We start from the raw sequence: 18,908 nt of genomic DNA, 5'->3' as shown, positions 1-18,908 counted from the left end.
TCCGGGTCACACGTCGTAGGACCCGCCGTCGATGTGCAGGGTCGTGCCGTTGATGTAACCGGCGGCCGGGCCGGCCAGGAAGGCGACCAGGTTGGCGTACTCGTCGGGCCTGGCGATACGGCCGGCGTCGTTGGGGGCGAGCGCCACCGTCTTGGGTTCGATTTCCGCCCAGGTCTCTCCCCAGCCCTGGGCCCTGCCCACCCCCACCAGGAAGTCCTGGGTGGCGGGGGTGAGGATGCCTCCCGCCGCGACGGCGTTGGAGGTGACACCGGAGTGCTTGAGTTCGCGGGCGAGCGAGGCGGCGAGGTTGTTCCGGGCGGCGTTGGTGGCGGCGTAGTGCGGCTGGTTCGGCGAGGGCCGGTGGCCGGTGACGCTGCTGATCTGGATCACACGTCCCCAGCCGCGTGCACGCATGCCCGGCAGCAGGCGCTGGACCATACGCACGCTGGAGATGACGTTGACGTTGTACAGCTCGGCCCAGGCGTCGGGCGGGGTGTCGCCCCACCGCGCCGCCGGATCGTAGACGCCGACGTTGTTGACGAGAATGTCGATGGGGCCGTCCTCGACCGCCGCGGCCCGGACTTCCTCGGCACCGGCATCCGTGGCGAGGTCGCCGATGGCGACACCGGCGACACCGCCGTCCTCGCGGATGGACTTCGCCACCGCCTCGGTCCGTGCCCTGTCCCGTCCATGCACCACGACAGCGGCGCCTTCGGCGGCCAGGCGCCGGGCGATCGCCTCGCCGAGGCCACTGCTCGATCCGGTGACTAGAGCCCGCTTGCCAACGAGTTGAAGATCCATCGTTCTGATTCCTTTCATGGGGATGAGACGCCTGGGCGGGGAGCGGTGGCGGCGTCGGCGCCCGTGTCGGTGTGCGGACAGGGGAGACCGTAGGCCGATAAAAATGGACTAGCAAGTCCAGAAATTTGCTCGGGGGACTCGCTGTGCGGCCGCCGGGGCGCGGTACCTTTGGGATGAAAAGTGGCAAGTTCGACCCTTTCAGCGGTACCGCCGGTGTCATGTGGGCGACGGCGGGCGGAGGCCGGGGGCGCGCGGACAGGCGCCGATGCCGGAGGCGCGGCGTCGGGCGATGACCAGAGGGGACCGAGGAAGTGCGGAAGGCGAGTGATCGGGCCGAGCTGGTGGCCGTGATCAGACCCGATGGGACCGTGGCGCTCTGGACCGAGGCCGCCGAACGCCTGTGGGGCACTCCCGCCGAAGAGGTGGTGAGCCGGCCGGTCGGCGGATTGCTCTCCGGCGCGGACGTACCGGTCCCTCCCGGTACCGAAGGAGCCTGGGCCGGGTGGTCGGGGCCGGTCGAGCTCAGGCGACGTGACGGCGGCGGCTGCGTGGTCGATCTCCACGTCTCCCCGCTGCCCGTCGGGGACTCGCGGGGCGACTGGCAGGTATGGGAGGCCGGTCCCGTCGAACCGTCCGGGGCCTGGCCGGACCCGGCGATGCTGCGCACACTGTATGGGCAGGCTCCGCAGGGCGTGATCGTCTGGGACCGGGAACTGCGTTGCTACTGGCACAACGACGCGATCGACGGCATGGGCCTCCTGGTCGACGGGCCTCGCCTCGGGCGCCGGGTCGAGGAACTGCTCGTCCCGGGCCGCCCCGAATCGCTGGAGGCCGCTCTGCGCCGAGTCCTTGACGGCGCGTCACCGTCGAGCAATCTCGAATGGGTGGTGCCCGACGCGACCGGGCGCGGGGAGAGGGTGCTGTCGCTCTCGCTCCTCCGCCTCGACGCCCCGGACACCCGGGCGCCGGGCGTGTGCCTGATCGCCGTGGACGTCAGCGAGACGGCGGTGTGGCAGCGGCGGAATCTGCTCCTTGAGGCGAGTACGCGGATCGGCACCACGCTGGACGTCATGACCACCGCCCAGGAGATGGCGGACGCGGCGGTGCCCGCCGTCGCGGACTACGTCACAGTCGACCTGGCCGACACCTTCACCCCTGACGACGAGCCCCTTGACCGCCTCAAAGCGACCGACAACAGGATCCCCGCCTTCTACCGAGCGGCAGCCGCGTCCGTCCGCCCCCATCTGCCCGAATCCCTGTGGCTGCGTGGCGAACCGGTCTATGTCCCCCCGCGGTCCCCCTTCACGACCGTCCTCCTCTCCGGCGCGGCCCACTTCGAGCCGCTCCTCGACACATCCCCCGGAGGCTGGCTCGACAGGGACCCCGATCGGGCCCGGGTGATCCACGCGACGGGGATGCACTCACTGATGGTCGTTCCTCTGCGGGTCTGCGGGACGCTGCTCGGCGTCGCGGTCTTCGTGCGCACGACGAACCCGGTGCCGTTCGCCCAAGCCGACCTGACGCTGGCACAGGACCTGGCGGCGCGCACCGCGGTCAGCCTCGACCACGCGTCACGCTACCGCCGCGAGCACACGGCCGCGCTCGCCCTGCAACGTGATCTACTGCCCCACAGGCTGCACGGCGGTGTCGCGGTCGAGGTGGCGTCACGCTATCTGCCGGCGGACCCCCGCAGTGGTGTCGGCGGCGACTGGTACGACGTGTTCCCGCTCTCCGGTGACCGCGTCGGGCTGGTGGTCGGCGATGTCATCGGCCACGGCATCCACGCGGCGGCGACCATGGGTCGCATCCGTACCGCGGTCCACACGCTCACCAATCTGGACTTGTCGCCCGACGCGTTGCTCGCGCGCCTGGACGAACTCGTCGACGAACTGGAACGCGACCAGCTCGACGAGGGGCTGATCACCACCAGTGTGGGGGCCACCTGCGTCTACGCGGTGTACAACCCGGCATCCGGGCGGTGCACCATGGCGAGCGCGGGGCACCTGCCGCCGGCGGTCGTCTCGCCCGAGGGCGGCGTCGAGTTCGCCGATGTGCCGACCGGTGCGCCCCTCGGCGTCGGACTGGGGTGCTACGAGTCGGTCGAGATGGACGTCGCCGAGGGCAGTGTGATCGCGCTGTACACCGACGGGCTGGTCGAAACGCGCGAGGAGAGCATCGACCGAGGGCTGGACCGGCTGCGGGCCGCCCTCACCCTCCCGAGGACCACGCTGGAGGACCTCTGCGTGGAGGTGACAGACCGTATGACGAACGGGCAGCGCTCCGACGACGACATCGCGCTCCTGCTGGCCCGCACCCGCGCCCGTACGGGTGTCCTGACCGGCGTGTGAGCCGGGAGGAAGCCGTCTCCCATCGGTACAGGAACCAAGGTCGGCAGCGGCCGTCGGCGCTGTGGCCCCGCGGAGGCCGGACGTCCACCTCGGTACGTCACCCCGCACCCGGACGTCCACCCCGGTGCGGTGCCCCGCACACGACGAGCCCGACAGGAGGCCGGATGGCCACCGATCCCGCCGCGTCCGGCGCCCCCGCGAGGGCGATCACACCGTCGGTGATTCTCCGCAACAGCCTCCTGGAACTCCTTCTGACCCTGCTCCTGCTGTTCGGAGTCACCACCATCGTGCGATGGGTGGTGGGGCCCTCGCCCATCTCCTCGGCGATCCCGTCGTTCGAAGTGCGACTGCTCGTCGTCGGCGTGGCGGTGGGGGTGCTTCTCTGCGGGCTGATCGTCAGTCCGCTCGGCAGGGTCTCCGGAGGCCATATCAACCCCGCGATCACCCTGACCATGTGGCGCTTCCGGGTCTTTCCCGGTGTGTCGGTGGCGCCGTACATCCTGGCCCAACTGGCCGGGTCGCTTCTCGGTGTGCTGGCCGCCCGCGCCGTGTGGGGCCGGGTGACCGACAACCCTCCCGTGTACGACGCTTCGCTGAGCCCGGCCCCGGGCTGGTCGAGCTGGGCCGTCTTCCCGGCGGAGGCGGCTTCCATGGCCGTCATCGTGCTGCTTGTCGGCTGGTTTCTGTCCGTACCGAGACTGGCTCCCCTGATGCCCGCTGTGATCGGCCTCCTCGTCGGCCTGGGTATCGCCTTGCTCGGGCCGATCACCGGGGGTTGCATCAACCCCGCCCGCCAGTTCGGGCCGGCGGTTGTCTCGGGTCATCTGGACTTTCTGTGGATCTATCTCCTCGCTCCGATGGCCGGCGCCCGCCTGGCCACCGCGTTGCGTGAACTCCTCGCCCGTCGGCCGGTGCTGACCCACAGGCTCTGCGGCACGCACGCGGACGGCTCACGGCTGTGATGACCTCCGGGGCCGTCGGAGGGCGAGCCCGGCCACGGTCAGGAGACAAGCGGAGCCGATCACGCGGCCGCCGTCGGACCGCCCTCAGCCGTTCGTCCCGAGCGGCGCACCGCTCGTCGCTCCGTCGGCCGCGCCCGCCAGCACTTCGACCAGTTCCGCACCGAGGTCGGGGGTGGCCGCGACCACTCCCGACCAGCGGCGGGTCAGATCGGTGTCGAAGACGACGGGGCGGCCACTCACATCCAGCACCACGCCTCCGGCCCGCGGCACCATGACGGCCGCCGCCGCCAGGTCGACCAGCCGGTGGGTGTCGGAGCAGGCGTCGGCGAAGGCGTCGATGGCGCCCTCGGCGACCAGGGCGGCCTCCAGACAGGTGGTCGACAGGATGCGCACCCGGGCCGCCTCGGAGGCGGCGGCCCACCAGGCCGCCGCCGGGCCGGGCTTCGCCGTGTGCGGGCGCAGCATCGACAGCGCGGCGCCGGCCAACCGCCTGCGGCCCGAGGTGCGATAGGGCACCGGGTGGTCACGGTGCGCCCACCAGCCGCGGCCGGTGTCCAGCCACACGGTGTACGCCTCGGTGAACTCCCCGGCCACCGCGACCGCGCCGGCGAAGGCGGTCAGCGGGACGCCGGCCGCGCCGTTGGCCGAACCGTCCAGCGGGTCGATCACCAGGGAGATCTCACTGCCGTTGTCGATCCAGCCGCTCTCCTCGGAGAGGACGTTGACCCGGTGGGGCTCCAGCGCGGCGATCACCGCGTCCTCGACGATCCGGTCGATGCGCATGGTGGGCGTGCCGTCGGCCCCCATGGCGACGGGCTCGGCCAGTTCCTGAGCACTGTGGGCGGCGCGGGCAGCGCGGTACGCCTCCTCGGCGGCCTGCGCGGCGGCGGCCAGGGCGGGATCGCGGCGGGCCGCGGTGGTGTCGTTCATGGTTACCGTCCGTGTGCGTCGAGGAGTGTGGCCACGGAGACCGGGGCGCCGTCGGCGTCCCGGGATTCCTCCGCGAGCAGGGACATCCGTACCGTCTGCTGGCTGCCGTCGGTGGTGACCACGATCAGGTCGGCGCGCAGTCCCGGGGTGAGAGCGCCCCGGTCGGACAGTCCGGCGGTACGGGCCGCGCCCGAGGTGACCAGGGCCACCGCGCGGTGCAGCGGTACCACCGAGCGTCCGGCGAGGCGCAGGACGGCGGCAAGCAGGGTAGTGGGCATGTAGTCGCTGGACAGATTGTCCACCAGGCCCTCGGCGATCAGTTCCTCGGCCCCGACATTGCCGCTGTGCGAGCCGCCGCGCAGCACGTTGGGCGCCCCGGCCACCACCGGCATCCCGGCCTCCTTGGCGGCGCGGGCCGCCTCGGTGGTGGTGGGGAACTCGGCGACCGCGGCTCCCGCGGCCCGGACCTCGGCGAGCTGGTCGGCGCTCTCGACATCGTGTGCCAGCAGACGGATGCGTCCGGCCCGTGCCTCTTCGCCGAGGTGGGCGAGGGTGCGGGCGCGCTGCGGCAGGCCGTCCGCCCGCTCGTCGATGCTCAGCCGGATGAAGGCGTCGGCCTCCTCGGCGGAAAGACCCTCCTGCCGCTGGACCGCCGTGCGGTAGGAGTCCAGATCGCGGAACTGGCCCTGGCCCGGGGTGTGGTCCTCGTACGAGACGAGGGGCGCGGCGTCGCCCACGGACAGGCCGGCCAAGGCGCCACTGAGGACTTCCAGGGCGTCGGCGTCCCGGGCGTCCAGACGGTGCAGCAGACGGTGGTCGACCAGGGCGTGGCCGGTGGCGGCGCGGTCCCGGACGGCCTCCGCCAGGGCAAGGGAGCGGTCGATGGTGCGGTCCTTGAGGACATTGGTCTGGTAGCTGACCGCGTGGTGCATGGTGGTGACCCCGGCGGCCCGCACCCGGCCCTCGAAGCTGGAGACCGCGAAGGCGGGCGCGAACTCCACGGTGGGGCGCGGGCGTTGCTCCTTCTCCAAGGCGTCGCTGTGCGTGTCCACGATGCCCGGCAGCAGCAGCGCGCCGCGCAGGTCGCGGGCGCCGGCCGGGACGGCGCCCGGGGTCAGCGGACCGGCCTCGACGATCCTGCCGTCCTCCACGACGACGAGGGCGTCGTCCACGGTACGGTCGGGCAGTACGGCACGGGCGTGGGCGAAGACATAGCGGCTCATCGGGCCACCTCCAGAGGCAGGCTTGGATCGTGCAGGATGTCGGTGGGCGTTCCGGCGCCGAGCACCCGGCCGCCGCCGAGCACCACCACCCGTGTGGCGAGGCGTTCGATGGCGTCCAGGTCGTGGAATACGGACAGAACGGCGGTGCCGGTGTCTTCCAGTCGGCCGATCAGGTCCAGGACGGCGCCGCGGTTGGCCGGGTCCAGGGCGGAGACCGGCTCGTCAAGAAGCAGCAGCCGGGGCGGGGCGATGGTGCCGGCCGCGATGTTGACGCGCTGCTTCTGCCCGCCGGACAGAACGGTGGCGTGCATGTCCCAGAGATGCTCGGCGATATTGACCTGGCGCAGGGCCGCCACCGCGGCGTCCCTGGCGGCGTCCCGGTCCATGCCGCGTGCCGTACCGGCCGAGGTGACGATGTCGATCACGGAGCGGCGCGGCTGGGGGCGCAGGAACTGGGAGACGTAACCGATCTCCCGGCCGCGCAGATGGGCCGCTTCGGCGTCGGGCAGGGCGGCGACGTCCACCAGAGGGCCGGACGCGGTGCGGAACCAGATATGGCCGCCGCCCGAGAGATACGTGCGATAGACGCAGCGCAGCAGGGTGGACTTGCCCGCGCCGGAGGTGCCGGCCAGGGCCACGTGCTCGCCTGCCCGCACGTCCAGGTCGACGCCGTGCAGGGCGCCCACCACCCGGCCGTCGATGGTGTGCAGACGGAATTCCTTGCTCAGGCCGCGCACCGACAGCACGGCGTCCTGTGGCACGGGCGTGTGGGCGGCGGGGGACTGGGACTCGGTCACTGTGATCATCCTCGGGCCGCCGCGACGAGCTGCTGGCTGTAGGGGTGTTGGGGGTCCTCCAGGAGCTGGTCGGTCAGTCCGGCCTCGACCACCCGGCCGTGCTGCATGACCAGGACCCGGCGGGTGAGCATGTCGATCACGCCGAAGTCGTGGGAGACCACGACGGCGGCGACACCGGTCTCCTCAAGCAGGCCCCGGAGCAGGTCGAGCACTCCGGCGGCGACGGAGGCGTCCAGGCCGGTGGTGGGCTCGTCCAGCAGCAGTACGGGAGGTTCGTTGGCGAGCGCCCTGGCGATCTGGACGCGTTGGCGCATACCGCCGGAGAAGGTGCGCACCAGGTCGTCCATGCGGCTCAGCGGAACCTCGACGCGCTGGAGGAGGGCGGCGGCGCGCTCCCGGATCTCGCCGTAGTTGCGGTGGCCGATCGCGGTGAGCGGGTCGGCGATGTTGCCGCCCGCCGTGACATCCAGGTTGAGCCCGGCTGCCGGGTCCTGGTACACGGCGGCGATGTCCCTCAGGCGGAGCTTGCGTCGGGCCGCGGCGTCCAGGTCGCACACGTTGACAGTGCCGTCGGCGACACCGCGCAGGGCGATGGCGCCGGCCGTGGCGGTCTCGTCGCCGGCCACGCAGCGCATCACGGTCGATTTGCCGGAGCCCGACTCGCCGATGATGCCCAGGGCTTCGCCAGGGGCCACCTCGAAGGAGACGTCCCAGGCCGCGACGACGGCGCCGGTGGCGGGCGAGACCGCGGTGCCGTGCTCGGGGCCGGTGCCGGGCAGGGACGCGGGTCCCGGGTCGCCGTAGACACGGCCAAGGCCCTCGACCTTGAGGGCCCAGGCCGGCGGGGCGACGGTGTGCGTGGTGCTCATGCGCTCTCTTCCATTTCTCGCGGCTGATCGCGCTTCCCGGCCGGTACGGCGGCGGGCGTGTCCCCCGAGGAGGGCCGGGGCCCGCCGGGGATCGGGTCGGGGGCGTCGCCGGCGCGACGCCGACGGCAGAAGTCGGTGTCCGAGCACACCCACGTGCTGAACGTGCCGTCCCGGCCCGGCTCCTGAACGAGGTAGGTGTCGTCCGAGCCGCACACGCGGCACGAAGCCCCGGGGGTGAACTCGACCTGGAAGGGCCGGTCGTCGAAGGTGAGCGGCACCACCCGGGTGTGCGGGGGGACGGCGAACAGCCGCTTCTCACGGCCCGCGGACAGCACGGTGATCGCGTCCGAGTTGTCGAGCTTGGGGACATCCCAGCGCGGGATGGGGCTGGGCGTCATGATGTAGCGGCCCTCCACCAGCACCGGGTATCCGGACGCGGCGGTGATCAGGCCGTTGTGGACGATGTCCTCATAGAGCCGGACCCACATCTTGGCGTAGTCCGCCTCGGCGTGCATGCGGCGCTGCTCGTCCATCTCCTTGACGATGCCGGCCAGGGGCTCGGCGCCGGGCACCTGGAGGACCAGCACCTGGCCGTCGGTGAGCGTCTGCTCCGGGACGCGGTGGCGGGACTGGATGATGTCGGCGGCGCGGGTGTCGGTCTCCTCCTCGCAGCCCACGTGGTCGATCACCAGACGACGCAGGTTGGAGGCGTTGACACCGGCGTCCTCGCCCTGGTCGATGACCTTGAGCCGGGAATCCTCGCCGACCAGGGCGAGGGTGGCCTGAAGACCACCGGAGCCCCAGCCGCGGGCCACCGGCATCTCCCGTGACCCGAAGGGGACTTGATAGCCGGGAATGGCGATGCCGCTGAGAATGGCGCGGCGGATCTCCCGCTTGGAGAGTTCGTCGAAGATGCCGGGGCGCGGTGCGGGCCCGGCGAGCCGGGTGGTCAGCCCCTGTGGGGCGCCGGGTTCGGTGGATGCGGTGATGGTCATACGGGTTCTCCGGGGTGAGGGGCGTCCGCTCCCGCGCGGTGACGGGCCTCCGCGCGAGCGGCCCGGGCGCGTTCCAGGACCGAGCGGTACTCGACGGAGTGCGGCAGCTTGAGGTGCTGGAGGTAACCGGTGGAATCGAGGCCGTCCAGCGTGAGCAGGACGTCGTACTGAAGGTCGGTGATGCCCTCGTGATGGGCGAGCAGCAGGTCGAGACCGGCCATGGAGATGGCCTTGCGTTCGTTGTGGCCGAAGCAGAGGCCGTAGCCGACATCGAGGTGGGTGGGCAGCGCCCCGGCCCGGGGCAGGCTATGGAAGGTCTGGACCTCGCTGACCCGCACCTCGCCCGCCGTGACGGCCTGTCCGGTGTACGGGTGGGTGACGCGGACCGGGAGGGCGCCATGGCGCAGTTCACCGGGCGTCTCGTGGCCGTCAGGACGCCAGTCGGAGCCGTACCACAGGTGCATCAGCGAGCCGGTGTCGGCGCGTGCCATCGTCTGGAGCCAGGCGGACCGTGGTGCGCCCGGACGCACGGGGCGCCGGGTGACGTCGTACGGATCGGGATCACCGGCCTCGCCCGGGGCCGTCACGATGCCCATCTCGCGGAAGACCGCGAGGACATGGCCGGGGGTGCGGTCCGCCGGGCCGGGGGGTGCGGGGGAGTCGCCGGTGTCGGTGTGCGGGTGGGTGTGGGTGTGGGCTTCGCCGGGAGTGGCGTGGTCGTGACCGTGGGCAGGCCCGGCTGGGGAGGCCGGGACTTCGCCGGTGTGCGGGGTGGCCTCGGCCGCCTGGGCGGCCCGCTCGCGTCCCTCGTCCTCCGGCAGGAGGTCGAGCAATCGCCCCACGTAGTCCAGGGTTCGGCCGAGGACCTGGCCACCCGGCGGGCTGCGGAAGGCGGAGCTGATCCGTCGCACCACCCGCAATTCGGCGGTGTGCACAGGGTGTGACACGGCGAGCCGCGGCAGGGCTGTGCGGTGGGCGCGGAGCAGTTGGGCGGCCTCCACCGGGTCCCCCTGGGCCTGCCGCACGGCGCGGGCGGCCAACTCGGGTGCCCACAGGCCGCTTTCGCCCATCGCCCGGTCCACCGCGAGTGGCAGACGCTCGTTGATCTGTGCCAGTTCCAGCCGGAGCGGTCCGCCCGGGGTGGCCGTGGGGGCGACGGTCATCGGGCGCCCCCGTCCGCCTCGGCACGGACGGCTTGGACGCGTTCCATCGTGGAGCGGAAGTCCACGTAGTGCGGCAGTTTGAGGTGTTCGAGGAAACCGGAGGCTTCCGGCCCGTCCAGGGCGATCAGCACTTTCTGCTCCAGTCGGTCGGTGGCCGCGTCGCGGTGCACCAGGAGGTCGAGGGCCGCCATCGCCAGCGCCTTGGGATCGTTGTCGCCGAAGCAGAGCCCGTACCCGGCGTCGAACCGGCTGCCGTCGGGGCGGGGCCGGTCGTCGGGGCGGACCACGCGGGCCTCGGTGACCCGGGCCCGGGTCACCGTGACGGGCCGGCCGGTGTGCGGGTGGGTGACCAACAGGGGCAGCGCGCCGCGCCGCAGTTCGAGGGGGATCTGCGGCCCGTGGTTGCCGGGCGAGCGGGACGCCGTGTACCACAGATGGGTCAGGGAACCGGTCTCCGCCCGTGCCATGGCACCGAGCCGGGCGGAGCGGGGAGTACCCGGACGGGCCGGGGCACGGGTGATGTCATACGGCTCCGGGTCCGCAGGGTCGCGCCGGTCGGCCAGGAGGCCGGTCGCGCCGAGTTCGTCCCGGAAGGGTGTGGGACGGACGGCGGGCGCGGCCCCGGAGGGCCGTGCGGGGGCGGGCCGGCCCGCGGTGTTCTCCGCGCCGCCCTCCGCGTCGTCCTCAGGGGTGAGGTCCAGGACGCGGGGGGCGTGGTCGGTGGTGATGCCGAGGATCTGGCCTCCGGGCGGGTTGCGGTGGGACGGCACGATCCGGCGCACCGGCCGCAGCGAGTCGGGGTCCACCGGCAGGCTGTAGCCGAGTCGGGGCAGGGTCGAGCGGTGGGCCCGCAGCAGTTGCGCGGCCTCCAGCAGGTCACCCTGGCCCTGGCGGACCGCGCGGGCCGCCAACTCGGGTGCCCACAGACCGCCCTCGCCCATCACCCGGTCCACCGCCAGCGGCAGCCGCCCGGTGATCTGGTCCAGTTCCAGCCAGCGGCTGCGGCCACCGAACCGGGCCCGGTGGGCGAGGCGCTCGGCGGCGACTATGGCCTCCTGACCGCCGCGGACTCCGGCGTATCCCATCTCAGTTCTCCTCGGCCGGCCGAAGCCGGGTGGTACGGGGCAGCGCGGCCACCTGGCCGTCGGCCGCGACCAGGAACACATCGACGCCCCGGGGAAAGTCGGCGTTGGCCTCCGCGAGCGCCACCACAACCGGTGCGGAAAGACCGCGCACCGCGAGCCGGCGCTCCTCGCCGTCCGGGACACCCGGACCGGCCAGCAGCAGATCGACGTCGTGCGGACCTTCCCCGCCCACGGCTTCCACCTGCGCGAACACCCGGGCGCCGGTCTCCGGGTCGAGTGGAGTGCCCACCGCCAGGGCCGCGATGTCCTCAGTGGTGAGCGGACGCAGGGCGACCACGGCGCGGGCGGCGGACAGTCCGACGCGCGGGGCGCCGGTGGCCTCATGGACCGCGTCGGCCCACCCGGCCGCGCCGGGGGCGGTCAGGACATGCGAGGCGACCTCCACATCGAGCAGACCGCAGGCGGCGACGGCGGCGGGCGGCGCGCCGCCCGGAACCGTCAACTGCCGGACCCTGCCCGGTCGGGCGAGGACGTCCAGCAGGACGGTGAAGTCGTTCCGGGAGTCCTGGGGGGTGCGGCGCAGCGCGCGCACCCAGGCTCCGGGCGCCGGCCGGGCCGCGGCGGACATGGTCTCGGTCATGCCAGTTCCTCGAAGTTGACGGTGGTCGATGTGACGTCGGCCCACTCGGCGGAGTCCTCGGCCGCCAGCCGCTCGGCGACGGCGGCGCACAGGGCGTCGATCTCGTCGGTCGCCGGGTCACCGGCCGCCGCGAGCGCGTCCAGCAGGGCGCCGGCCAGCGCGGCGATTCGGTCGTCGCCGGGCCGCATGCACCAGCCGGGTACTCCGGAGACCTCGACGGAGCACTCGGTGACAAGCACCTCCCCGAGGTAGAAACGGGTCTCCTCGACGGGCTCGCGCACCTGGAGGACGACCATGCCGGTTTCGGGGGCCTTCAAAACGGTCGGTTCGGGTCGGCCGGCGTCGGCGAACAGGCGCTCGGCCAGCGGGACTATCTCCTCGCGTGCGGCGGCGGCCAGCAGCTCGCAGCGCCGTTCACGCGTGGGCGTGAGGGACACGCTCTCTCCTTGTTTCGAGGTGTTGTCCGAGGTGTTCACGGGTCTACGTATGTAGTGATTCAGGGATATTTCGGTCGGCTGTGGCCGTGGGTGCTCCGGGCCGTGACGGTGGGCGGCTCGGGCCCTGCCCGCGTGGTGCCGGGGCGGCGCGGGCCGCCCCGGGGTCACGGACCGACCGACCCGTCGAGCTCGACGATGAGCCGGGTGCTGTCCTGCCGGGACCAGGTGGAACTGCACATCACCGCTTTGCCGGTGGTGGCGTCCCGGCTGATGCTCTCCACCAGCCACACCGGCCGGTTGTGATCGGTCTCCAGACCCTCGGCCACCTCCGGGTCGGGCAGCACACTGCTCACCCGGCACCAGGCGCGGACCGGTGCGACTCCGCACATCTGGCGCAGGATCGTGTCGAGGGACTCCACCGCGTGCACCGCCACGTTCAGTTCGGTCAGCAGGTCGGCCGGGATCCACTCCTGGGACCAGCCGTTGAGGAGCCCGTTGATGTAGGACTGCCGGGTGAGCAGATGGGCCTCACTGCCCGCTTCCCGCTCCAGGCGCGCGGCCGGCTCGCCGGTGAGGGCGATCCTGCGGACGTCACGCACCACGGTGCGCAGTTCCGCGCCGGCCTCTCGGACGGTCTGATGCATCGAGGGCGCCCTGCGCTGGGAGAGGACGTAGTCGATGCGGCGGTTGACGAACGTTCCGGCGCCCCGGACCCGGCGGACCAGGAAGCGGCCTTCCAGTTCCTGCACCGCGGCCCGGGCGGCGGCTCTGCTGACCTTGAAACGTGCGGCGATCTCGTGCTCGCTGGCGATCCTGGTACCGGTCGGCTGGTCCGCGATCTCCGATGCGAGCACTTCGGCTATTTCGGCGTATCGGCTTCGATTGGCCACGTCCTCACCCTGCGCGGCCGAGTTGTCCGTACAACCGGCCGGAATTCACTACTCCCCTTCGCCCGGGTGAACGCTGGAAACAGTTGTTGTGCGCCCATACGTGCATGGGAGTGTCGTATTTCAGGATGAATCGCGTGAAAAGCCTCGCTCGGTCGGACGGCCCGGGAGCCAGGTGCGCTCCGCAGCCGGGCCGGCCCGGCCGCGGAGCGAGGGCGGGGAGGGCGAGGCGGTCAGGCGTAGACCTTCCGCACCCACATCGCCAGCCCCTCGACGAGAAGCACTGCCGCGAGCACCATGAGCACCACGGTCGTCACCACCGGGAACTGGAGCACCCGGGCGGCGTTGAGCAGGTCGTAGCCGATGCCGCCGGCGCCGACGATGCCCAGCAGGGTCGCCGAGCGGATATTGACGTCCAGCTGATACAGCAGATGGCCGACGACGGCGGGCCAGGCCCTGGGCAGGATCGCGCCGAAGAAGACCTGGTGGCGGCGGGCCCCGCAGGCGATCAGCGCCCGGGCGGGTCCCGGGTCGATCTCCTCCAGGGAGTCGGCCACGAGTTTGCCCAGCAGCCCGACCGAGCCAATGCCGAGGGCAAGCGCGCCGGCCACCCCTCCGAGTCCTGTGACCACCACGAAGACGACCGCCAGAATGAGTTCGGGGATGCCCCGAATCAGCAGGATCAGGGTACGGAAGCACCGCGACACACGCACCGAGCGGACGACGTTACGGGCCGCCAGGGCGCCCAGGGGCAGCGCGAGCACGAGTCCGATCAAGGTGCCGGCCAGGGCGATCTGCAGGGTTGTCCACAGGTCGGCGACGAGCTGGCCGGTGATGCCGCCGGTGCCGGGCGGCAGGAAGTCGCCGAGCGTGGGGAAGAAGGAACCGGCTCCGCGCCACAAGGTGTGCCAGGAGATGTCCAGGCGCGCCGCCGAGGCCACGACGAGCGCCGCGGTGAGGAGCAGCCAGACAAGACGGCGGACTCGGCGGGCGTCCCAATGCGGGCTGATCCTGCGGACCGCAGGGGCCGCCGGGGCCGCCGGGGATCCGGGCCGGGGCGCGCGGCCGGGTGCACGGGGGTCGGCGGAGGCCGTCCCGGCCATCGTCCCCGCCGCTGGTCCGGCTCCCGTCCCAGCCACCTTCGCGGTCACCTTCCCGGTCGTCGGGCGGAACCGTTTGCGGGTCCGGCCCGCGGTGACATCGTGCAGCAGCGTGCGCCGGATCGCGCCGGAGACCGACTCGGCGGCGAAGCAGAGCAGCAGCAGGACCAGTGCCAGGGCCATCGCCCGTGGATAGTCGAGCGTGCCGATCGCGCTGGCCAGGGCATAACCGAGGCCATTGACCCCCACGAAGCCCAGCACGGCGGATATCCGCAGATTGATGTCCAGCCGGTGCAGCGCGGTGGCCACCAGGGACGGCAGCACCTGTGGCAGGACCGCACCGGCGATCTGCTGCGGGCGGGTCGCCCCCGCCGCCCGCAGCGCGGTACGCGGGCCTTCGTCGATCTGTTCCACGGCGTCCGCGTAGAGCTTGCCGACCATGCCGACGGAGTGAATACCGAGGGCCAACACGCCCGTCATACCGCCCAGTCCGAAGATCCGGAAGGCGGCGATGGCGAAGACGACTTCGGGGACGGCGCGGCAGAGCACGATCACCGTGCGGGAGACGCCCCGCACGGGACCGTTGACGGTGGTGTTGCGCGCCGCCAGCAGGGCCAGCGGCAGACTGAGGATCACCGAGAGGACGGTGGCGCAGACCACGATGGCCAGCGTCTGCCAGACGAGGGAGAACAGTTCGCCGGGCGGGGGGAAGTCCAGGGGGAGCATGCGGCCGGCGAAGTCCGCCGCGTTGCCCGCGCTGTCCGCCAGCGTGGCGACGTTGATCCGCAGGGCGAGGAAGGACCAGATCCCGCCACCTACGCAGACCAGCAGGGCCAGGCCGGCGCTGAGGCCGCCCGCGGTGGGACGGGTCAGGGAGCGTCTGCGGTCCTTCCCTCCGCCGGGACCGGGGGCGAGAGGGGCGGTATGCGGCCGCCGGTCGACGGCGGACGCGGACGCGGTCACTCCGCCTCCATGGAGGGGCCCGCCGTACCGACTTCACCGCGGTGCGCACCGGGCGCGCCCGCGCCGACCTCCGAGTAGAGCCGCATCACCTCGGCCCGCTCGATGCCCCGGGTGGCGACGTCCATCACCACCCGGCCGGCCCGCAGCCCGATGATCCGGTCGGCCCAGGAGAGCGCCAGATCGACCTGGTGCAGGCTGCACAGCACGGTGAGACCGTTGCGTACGGCGATGTCGCCGAGCAGCCGCATGATCTGCCCGGAGGATTCCGGGTCGAGCGAGGCCACCGGCTCATCGGCGAGCAGCAGCGCGGGCCGCTGCATCAACGCGCGTGCCACCGCGACGCGTTGCTGCTGTCCGCCGGAGAGAGTGTCGGCACGCTGGAAGGCGTGCGCGGTCAGCCCCACCTCGGCCAGGTGGTCCAGTGCCCGTTCGCGGACGGCTCGCGGGTAGCTGAACAGACCGAGGCGGGGACCGCGCAGTGAGCCGAGGGCGCCCGTGCAGACGTTCTCCAGCACGCTCAGCCGGCCCACCAGATGGAACTGCTGGAAGACGAAGCCGATCCGCCGGCGCAGGGCACGCAGGCCGGCCGGGCTCGCGGTGGCCAGATCGGTGCCCAGGACGGTGCCGGTGCCCGAGGTCGGGGCCAGGAGCCCGTCCAGATGGCTGAGCAGGGTGGACTTGCCGGAGCCCGAGAGCCCCAGCAGTGCCACCACCTCGCCCTGCCGCACCTCGAAGGACACCTCGTCCAGGGCGAGCAGCGCGTCGGAGCCGGTGCCGAACCGTCTGGAGAGTCCGTCCAGCCGGATCACCGGCTCGGCGGCACCGCCCGCCGCGACCTGCGGCCTGAGAGCGGTGGTCGTCACGAGCCCGCCTTGCACTGGGAGTCCTTGGTCACGTCACACACGTCACGGACGCTGTCGTAGTCGGAGTCCTTGGCGATCGCGAAGCCCCAGTTGCCGCCGACCATGCAGGCGTCGCCCGTGCAGTACCCCTTGGACTTCATGTAGTCGGCGTTCGCCTTGTCCAGGAAGGTGTCGGTGATCTTCTCGCGGAGCTCCGCCGTCAGGTCGGAGGAGACCGCCACGGGTGAGCCGGGGATCTCGGCGGACTTCCAGAGGACCTTGAGCCGGCCCTTCTTGATCTTCCCCTGCTTGATGAGCTCGCTGTCCACCATGGCGTCGAACGCGAAGCCCGCCTCGCAGTCGCCGCCCGCCACGGCGAGCACCGACGCGTCGTGTCCGCCGGCCATCACCTTGCTGTAGTCGGACGAAGTGACGCCCGCCTTCGCCAGCCCGGCGACCGGGTACAGATAGCCGGAGGTCGAGGTGGGGTCGACGAAGCAGACCTTGTGGCCCTTGAAGTCGGCCAGGCTGTTGATGTCCTTGGTGCTGTTCAGGGTGAAGCCGTACGACTTGTAGCCCGCGTCGGCGCCCTTGGTGGCGACCTGCGTCCCGACGAGGTCCAGGCTCACCCCGCTGTCCTTGGCGACGACATAGGAGAGCGGGCCGTAGAAGGCGATGTCGGCCTTGTGGGCCCGCTGGGCCTCGATCACGGCGGCGTAGCTGGTGGCCTTCTGGAGCTGGACCTTCTTGCCGGTCTCGGCCTCCAGCAGCTTGACGATGGGCTGGTACTGCTCGGCCAGTGTGGTGGAGTTCTCCGACGGGATGGCGGCGATGACGAGGTTGCCGGGGTCCCGCCCCGAGGCGGAGGACGCGCCGTTGTCGGCGGCGCTGGTACCGCAGGCACTGAGGACGAACGGCAGCAGGGCGGCCGCGGCGATCACGGGGAGACGCAGGTGGCGGGGCATGGAGGATCGTTCCTTACGGCAGCGAAGGCGGCGGGATTCCGCCGGTGTGGTCGCAAGATTCCTCAGGGGAGGTGTGTCGGTGGGCGTCTTCCGGTTACGGCCGACTGAACGCTGCGGAAGACAACGCGAGATTTGACTGGACAACACAGCGGGCCGCCGGTACCCGCCGGGAGCTTCGTGAACGGCGGAGCACCACGACGGCCGGCCGGGCCGGTTGACGCGCTGATGACTCTGCCAAGGCCGGGCCGATGCCGTCTTTCGCGTCGGCGCGCGGTTCTTTCACCTGGACGTGATGTCCGGCTCGCGACGCCGGGACGGGGCCTATTGCGGTACGTGGCTAATGTTGTTAGCTTACTGGCTACTGAACAGAACCAAGGGGGTTCGCATCATGGTCGGCACCGCGCACAACACCGAGTACCTCTCCGTCGACGGCGGCCGGATCGCCTACGACGACACCGGGGGCGACGGCCCGCTGGTGGTCTGCCTGCCCGGGATGGGCGACAACCGCACCACCTACCGTTTCCTCGCCCCGGTCCTCGCCGAGCGTGGCTACCGGGTCGTCACCGCCGACCTGCGCGGCGCCGGCGAGTCCGACGCCGGGTTCGCCGACTACTCCACCACCGCGGTCGCCGCTGATCTGCGCGCCCTGGTCCGGCACCTGGACGGCGGGCCGGCCGTCGTGGTGGCCAACTCCTATTCCGCCGGCGCCGCCGTGATCGCGGCGGCCGACGAGGCATCGGCCTTCGCGGGCCTCGTCCTCACAGGACCGTTCGTACGCGACCCGAAGAAGCAGGGCGCCGTGGCCCGGCTGGCCATCGCCGTCGTCGGGCGCTTCCCGCGCGCCTGGACGGCCTTCTGGGCAACGCTGTTCGCCAGTGCGAGGCCGGACGACTTCGCCGCGGCCCGCGCCCGGTTGCTCGGGCAGCTGCGCGAACCGGGGCGGATGGCCGCGCTGCGCGCCATGGCCGCGGGCGGGCACGACGCGAGCGAACGACGGCTGGGCGAACTCGCCGCGGGCGGGCCGCCGGTGCGGATCGTGATGGGCAGCAAGGACCCGGACTTCAAGCCGGACCCGCGTGCCGAGGCGGACTGGATCGCCGAACGGTCCGACGGGGATGTCGTGATGGTCGAAGGCGCGGGCCACTACCCGGCCGCCGAGAACCCCCGGGCCACCGCCGACGCGGTGCTGCCCTTCCTGGCAGGCGTCGCCGGTGCCGCGCAGTAGGACGGGGGCGGGCAAGTCCGGGATCAGGGCGGGGCTGAGCCCGGCCGCGGTGGTGGACGCGGCGCTCGCCACGGTCGACGAACAGGGCCCGGCCGCGCTCACCCTCGCCGCCGTCGCCGCCCGTACCGGGGTCGCCGTGCCCTCCCTCTACAAGCATGTCAAGGGGCTGCCCGAGCTGCGGCTGATGCTGGTGAAGCGGGTGTTCGGGGAGCTGGCGGAGCGACTGCGGGACGCGGCGCTGGGGCGCAGCGGCGACGACGCGGTCGCCGCCGTGCTGCACGCGTACCGCGACTACGCCCGCGCGCACCCCGGCCGCTACGCGCTGCTGCCGCAGGGCGCGGGCCCGCAGGCGAGTGAACTCGGCGCCGAGGTCGTGAAGGTGATCTTCGCCGCGCTGCGCGGTTACGGCCTGGCCGACGCCGATCTGGTGCACGCCACCCGCTGCCTGCGTGCGGCGGCGCACGGCTTCGCCGCCTTGGAGACGGCCGGCGCCTTCGGCCTCCCGGACAGCGTCGACGCCTCCCACGACCACCTCGTCACCACGTTCACCTCGGGCCTCGCCACCGCCTTCCGTATCGGCGGCTGACGCGGCGGCGCTCGGCCCGTTCGCGTACCCCGAGCGGATCGCCGCCGTCAACGAACGGTCCACAACGGGTCGTTCCGTGGCGGTGCGGAA

18 protein-coding genes are annotated in these 18,908 nt (G+C 72.2%); 4 read left to right on the top strand and 14 right to left on the bottom strand.

From position 1 onward, the window contains the following. Nucleotides 1-6 precede the first annotated feature (6 nt). Nucleotides 7-801, bottom strand: coding sequence for an SDR family NAD(P)-dependent oxidoreductase (locus ABTZ59_RS16740; protein ID WP_351397231.1), 795 nt, complete (start codon nucleotides 799-801; stop codon nucleotides 7-9). A 311-nt stretch (nucleotides 802-1,112) separates the two neighbouring features. Between ABTZ59_RS16740 and ABTZ59_RS16735 the strand changes: the two genes are divergently transcribed. Together ABTZ59_RS16735 and ABTZ59_RS16730 are read left to right on the top strand one after the other, a co-directional pair. Continuing rightward, complete coding sequence (locus tag ABTZ59_RS16735) at nucleotides 1,113-3,149, top strand: SpoIIE family protein phosphatase (protein ID WP_351397228.1); 2,037 nt, start codon at nucleotides 1,113-1,115, stop codon at nucleotides 3,147-3,149. A gap of 164 nt (nucleotides 3,150-3,313) precedes the next feature. Beyond that, nucleotides 3,314-4,111, top strand: a complete 798-nt coding sequence (locus ABTZ59_RS16730; protein WP_351397225.1) for an MIP/aquaporin family protein — start codon at nucleotides 3,314-3,316, stop codon at nucleotides 4,109-4,111. 84 nt (nucleotides 4,112-4,195) lie between these two features. Here ABTZ59_RS16730 and ABTZ59_RS16725 read toward each other — a convergent pair whose 3' ends face one another. The 13 genes from ABTZ59_RS16725 to ABTZ59_RS16665 all read right to left on the bottom strand — a co-directional run bounded on the left by ABTZ59_RS16725 (nucleotide 4,196) and on the right by ABTZ59_RS16665 (nucleotide 17,007). Then, nucleotides 4,196-5,041, bottom strand: a complete 846-nt coding sequence (locus tag ABTZ59_RS16725; RefSeq protein WP_351397222.1) for an inositol monophosphatase family protein — start codon at nucleotides 5,039-5,041, stop codon at nucleotides 4,196-4,198. A 2-nt stretch (nucleotides 5,042-5,043) separates the two neighbouring features. Next, entirely contained in the window at nucleotides 5,044-6,264 is a 1,221-nt protein-coding gene (locus ABTZ59_RS16720) for an alpha-D-ribose 1-methylphosphonate 5-triphosphate diphosphatase (protein ID WP_351397219.1), read from the bottom strand. After that, nucleotides 6,261-7,061 (bottom strand): ATP-binding cassette domain-containing protein, encoded by an 801-nt coding sequence (locus tag ABTZ59_RS16715; RefSeq protein WP_351397215.1) that lies wholly within the window; start codon nucleotides 7,059-7,061, stop codon nucleotides 6,261-6,263. The genes ABTZ59_RS16720 and ABTZ59_RS16715 overlap by 4 nt, the downstream gene beginning before the upstream one ends. 5 nt (nucleotides 7,062-7,066) lie before the next feature. Beyond that, entirely contained in the window at nucleotides 7,067-7,930 is an 864-nt protein-coding gene (locus ABTZ59_RS16710) for an ATP-binding cassette domain-containing protein (RefSeq protein ID WP_351397212.1), read from the bottom strand. Then, nucleotides 7,927-8,925 carry an alpha-D-ribose 1-methylphosphonate 5-phosphate C-P-lyase PhnJ gene (locus ABTZ59_RS16705; RefSeq protein WP_351397209.1) on the bottom strand — a complete coding sequence of 333 codons (999 nt, stop codon included), beginning with the start codon at nucleotides 8,923-8,925 and terminating at the stop codon, nucleotides 7,927-7,929. The genes ABTZ59_RS16710 and ABTZ59_RS16705 overlap by 4 nt, the downstream gene beginning before the upstream one ends. Further along, nucleotides 8,922-10,088 (bottom strand): carbon-phosphorus lyase complex subunit PhnI, encoded by a 1,167-nt coding sequence (locus tag ABTZ59_RS16700; RefSeq protein ID WP_351397206.1) that lies wholly within the window; start codon nucleotides 10,086-10,088, stop codon nucleotides 8,922-8,924. Before ABTZ59_RS16700 ends, ABTZ59_RS16705 begins: the two co-directional genes overlap by 4 nt. Next, nucleotides 10,085-11,173 (bottom strand): carbon-phosphorus lyase complex subunit PhnI, encoded by a 1,089-nt coding sequence (locus ABTZ59_RS16695; RefSeq protein WP_351397203.1) that lies wholly within the window; start codon nucleotides 11,171-11,173, stop codon nucleotides 10,085-10,087. The genes ABTZ59_RS16700 and ABTZ59_RS16695 overlap by 4 nt, the downstream gene beginning before the upstream one ends. A gap of 1 nt (nucleotide 11,174) precedes the next feature. After that, complete coding sequence (gene phnH / locus ABTZ59_RS16690) at nucleotides 11,175-11,813, bottom strand: phosphonate C-P lyase system protein PhnH (RefSeq protein WP_351397200.1); 639 nt, start codon at nucleotides 11,811-11,813, stop codon at nucleotides 11,175-11,177. After that, complete coding sequence (gene phnG, locus ABTZ59_RS16685; RefSeq protein WP_351397197.1) at nucleotides 11,810-12,250, bottom strand: phosphonate C-P lyase system protein PhnG; 441 nt, start codon at nucleotides 12,248-12,250, stop codon at nucleotides 11,810-11,812. Before phnG ends, phnH begins: the two co-directional genes overlap by 4 nt. A 164-nt stretch (nucleotides 12,251-12,414) precedes the next feature. Continuing rightward, nucleotides 12,415-13,140: a GntR family transcriptional regulator gene (locus ABTZ59_RS16680; protein WP_351397195.1), complete on the bottom strand. Its 726-nt coding sequence runs from the start codon at nucleotides 13,138-13,140 to the stop codon at nucleotides 12,415-12,417. 230 nt (nucleotides 13,141-13,370) lie between these two features. Next, on the bottom strand, nucleotides 13,371-15,200 hold the full coding sequence (gene phnE, locus ABTZ59_RS16675) for a phosphonate ABC transporter, permease protein PhnE (protein WP_351397192.1): 1,830 nt from the start codon (nucleotides 15,198-15,200) through the stop codon (nucleotides 13,371-13,373). Then, nucleotides 15,197-16,063: a phosphonate ABC transporter ATP-binding protein gene (gene phnC, locus ABTZ59_RS16670; RefSeq protein WP_351397190.1), complete on the bottom strand. Its 867-nt coding sequence runs from the start codon at nucleotides 16,061-16,063 to the stop codon at nucleotides 15,197-15,199. The genes phnE and phnC overlap by 4 nt, the downstream gene beginning before the upstream one ends. Continuing rightward, on the bottom strand, nucleotides 16,060-17,007 hold the full coding sequence (locus ABTZ59_RS16665; RefSeq protein WP_351397187.1) for a phosphate/phosphite/phosphonate ABC transporter substrate-binding protein: 948 nt from the start codon (nucleotides 17,005-17,007) through the stop codon (nucleotides 16,060-16,062). Before ABTZ59_RS16665 ends, phnC begins: the two co-directional genes overlap by 4 nt. Before the next feature lie 388 nt (nucleotides 17,008-17,395). Between ABTZ59_RS16665 and ABTZ59_RS16660 the strand changes: the two genes are divergently transcribed. Together ABTZ59_RS16660 and ABTZ59_RS16655 are read left to right on the top strand one after the other, a co-directional pair. After that, nucleotides 17,396-18,232, top strand: a complete 837-nt coding sequence (locus ABTZ59_RS16660; protein WP_351397184.1) for an alpha/beta fold hydrolase — start codon at nucleotides 17,396-17,398, stop codon at nucleotides 18,230-18,232. Continuing rightward, a complete protein-coding gene (locus tag ABTZ59_RS16655) occupies nucleotides 18,219-18,818 on the top strand; it encodes a TetR/AcrR family transcriptional regulator (protein ID WP_351397181.1) in 600 nt (199 codons plus the stop codon). The genes ABTZ59_RS16660 and ABTZ59_RS16655 overlap by 14 nt, the downstream gene beginning before the upstream one ends. The last annotated feature ends 90 nt before the right edge of the window (nucleotides 18,819-18,908 follow it).

This window comes from Streptomyces sp. NPDC094034, from assembly GCF_040303865.1.
Classification (GTDB): Bacteria; Actinomycetota; Actinomycetes; order Streptomycetales; family Streptomycetaceae; genus Streptomyces.
Note: the sequence above shows the minus strand (reverse complement) of the source record. Positions and strands in the feature narration are given on the sequence as shown.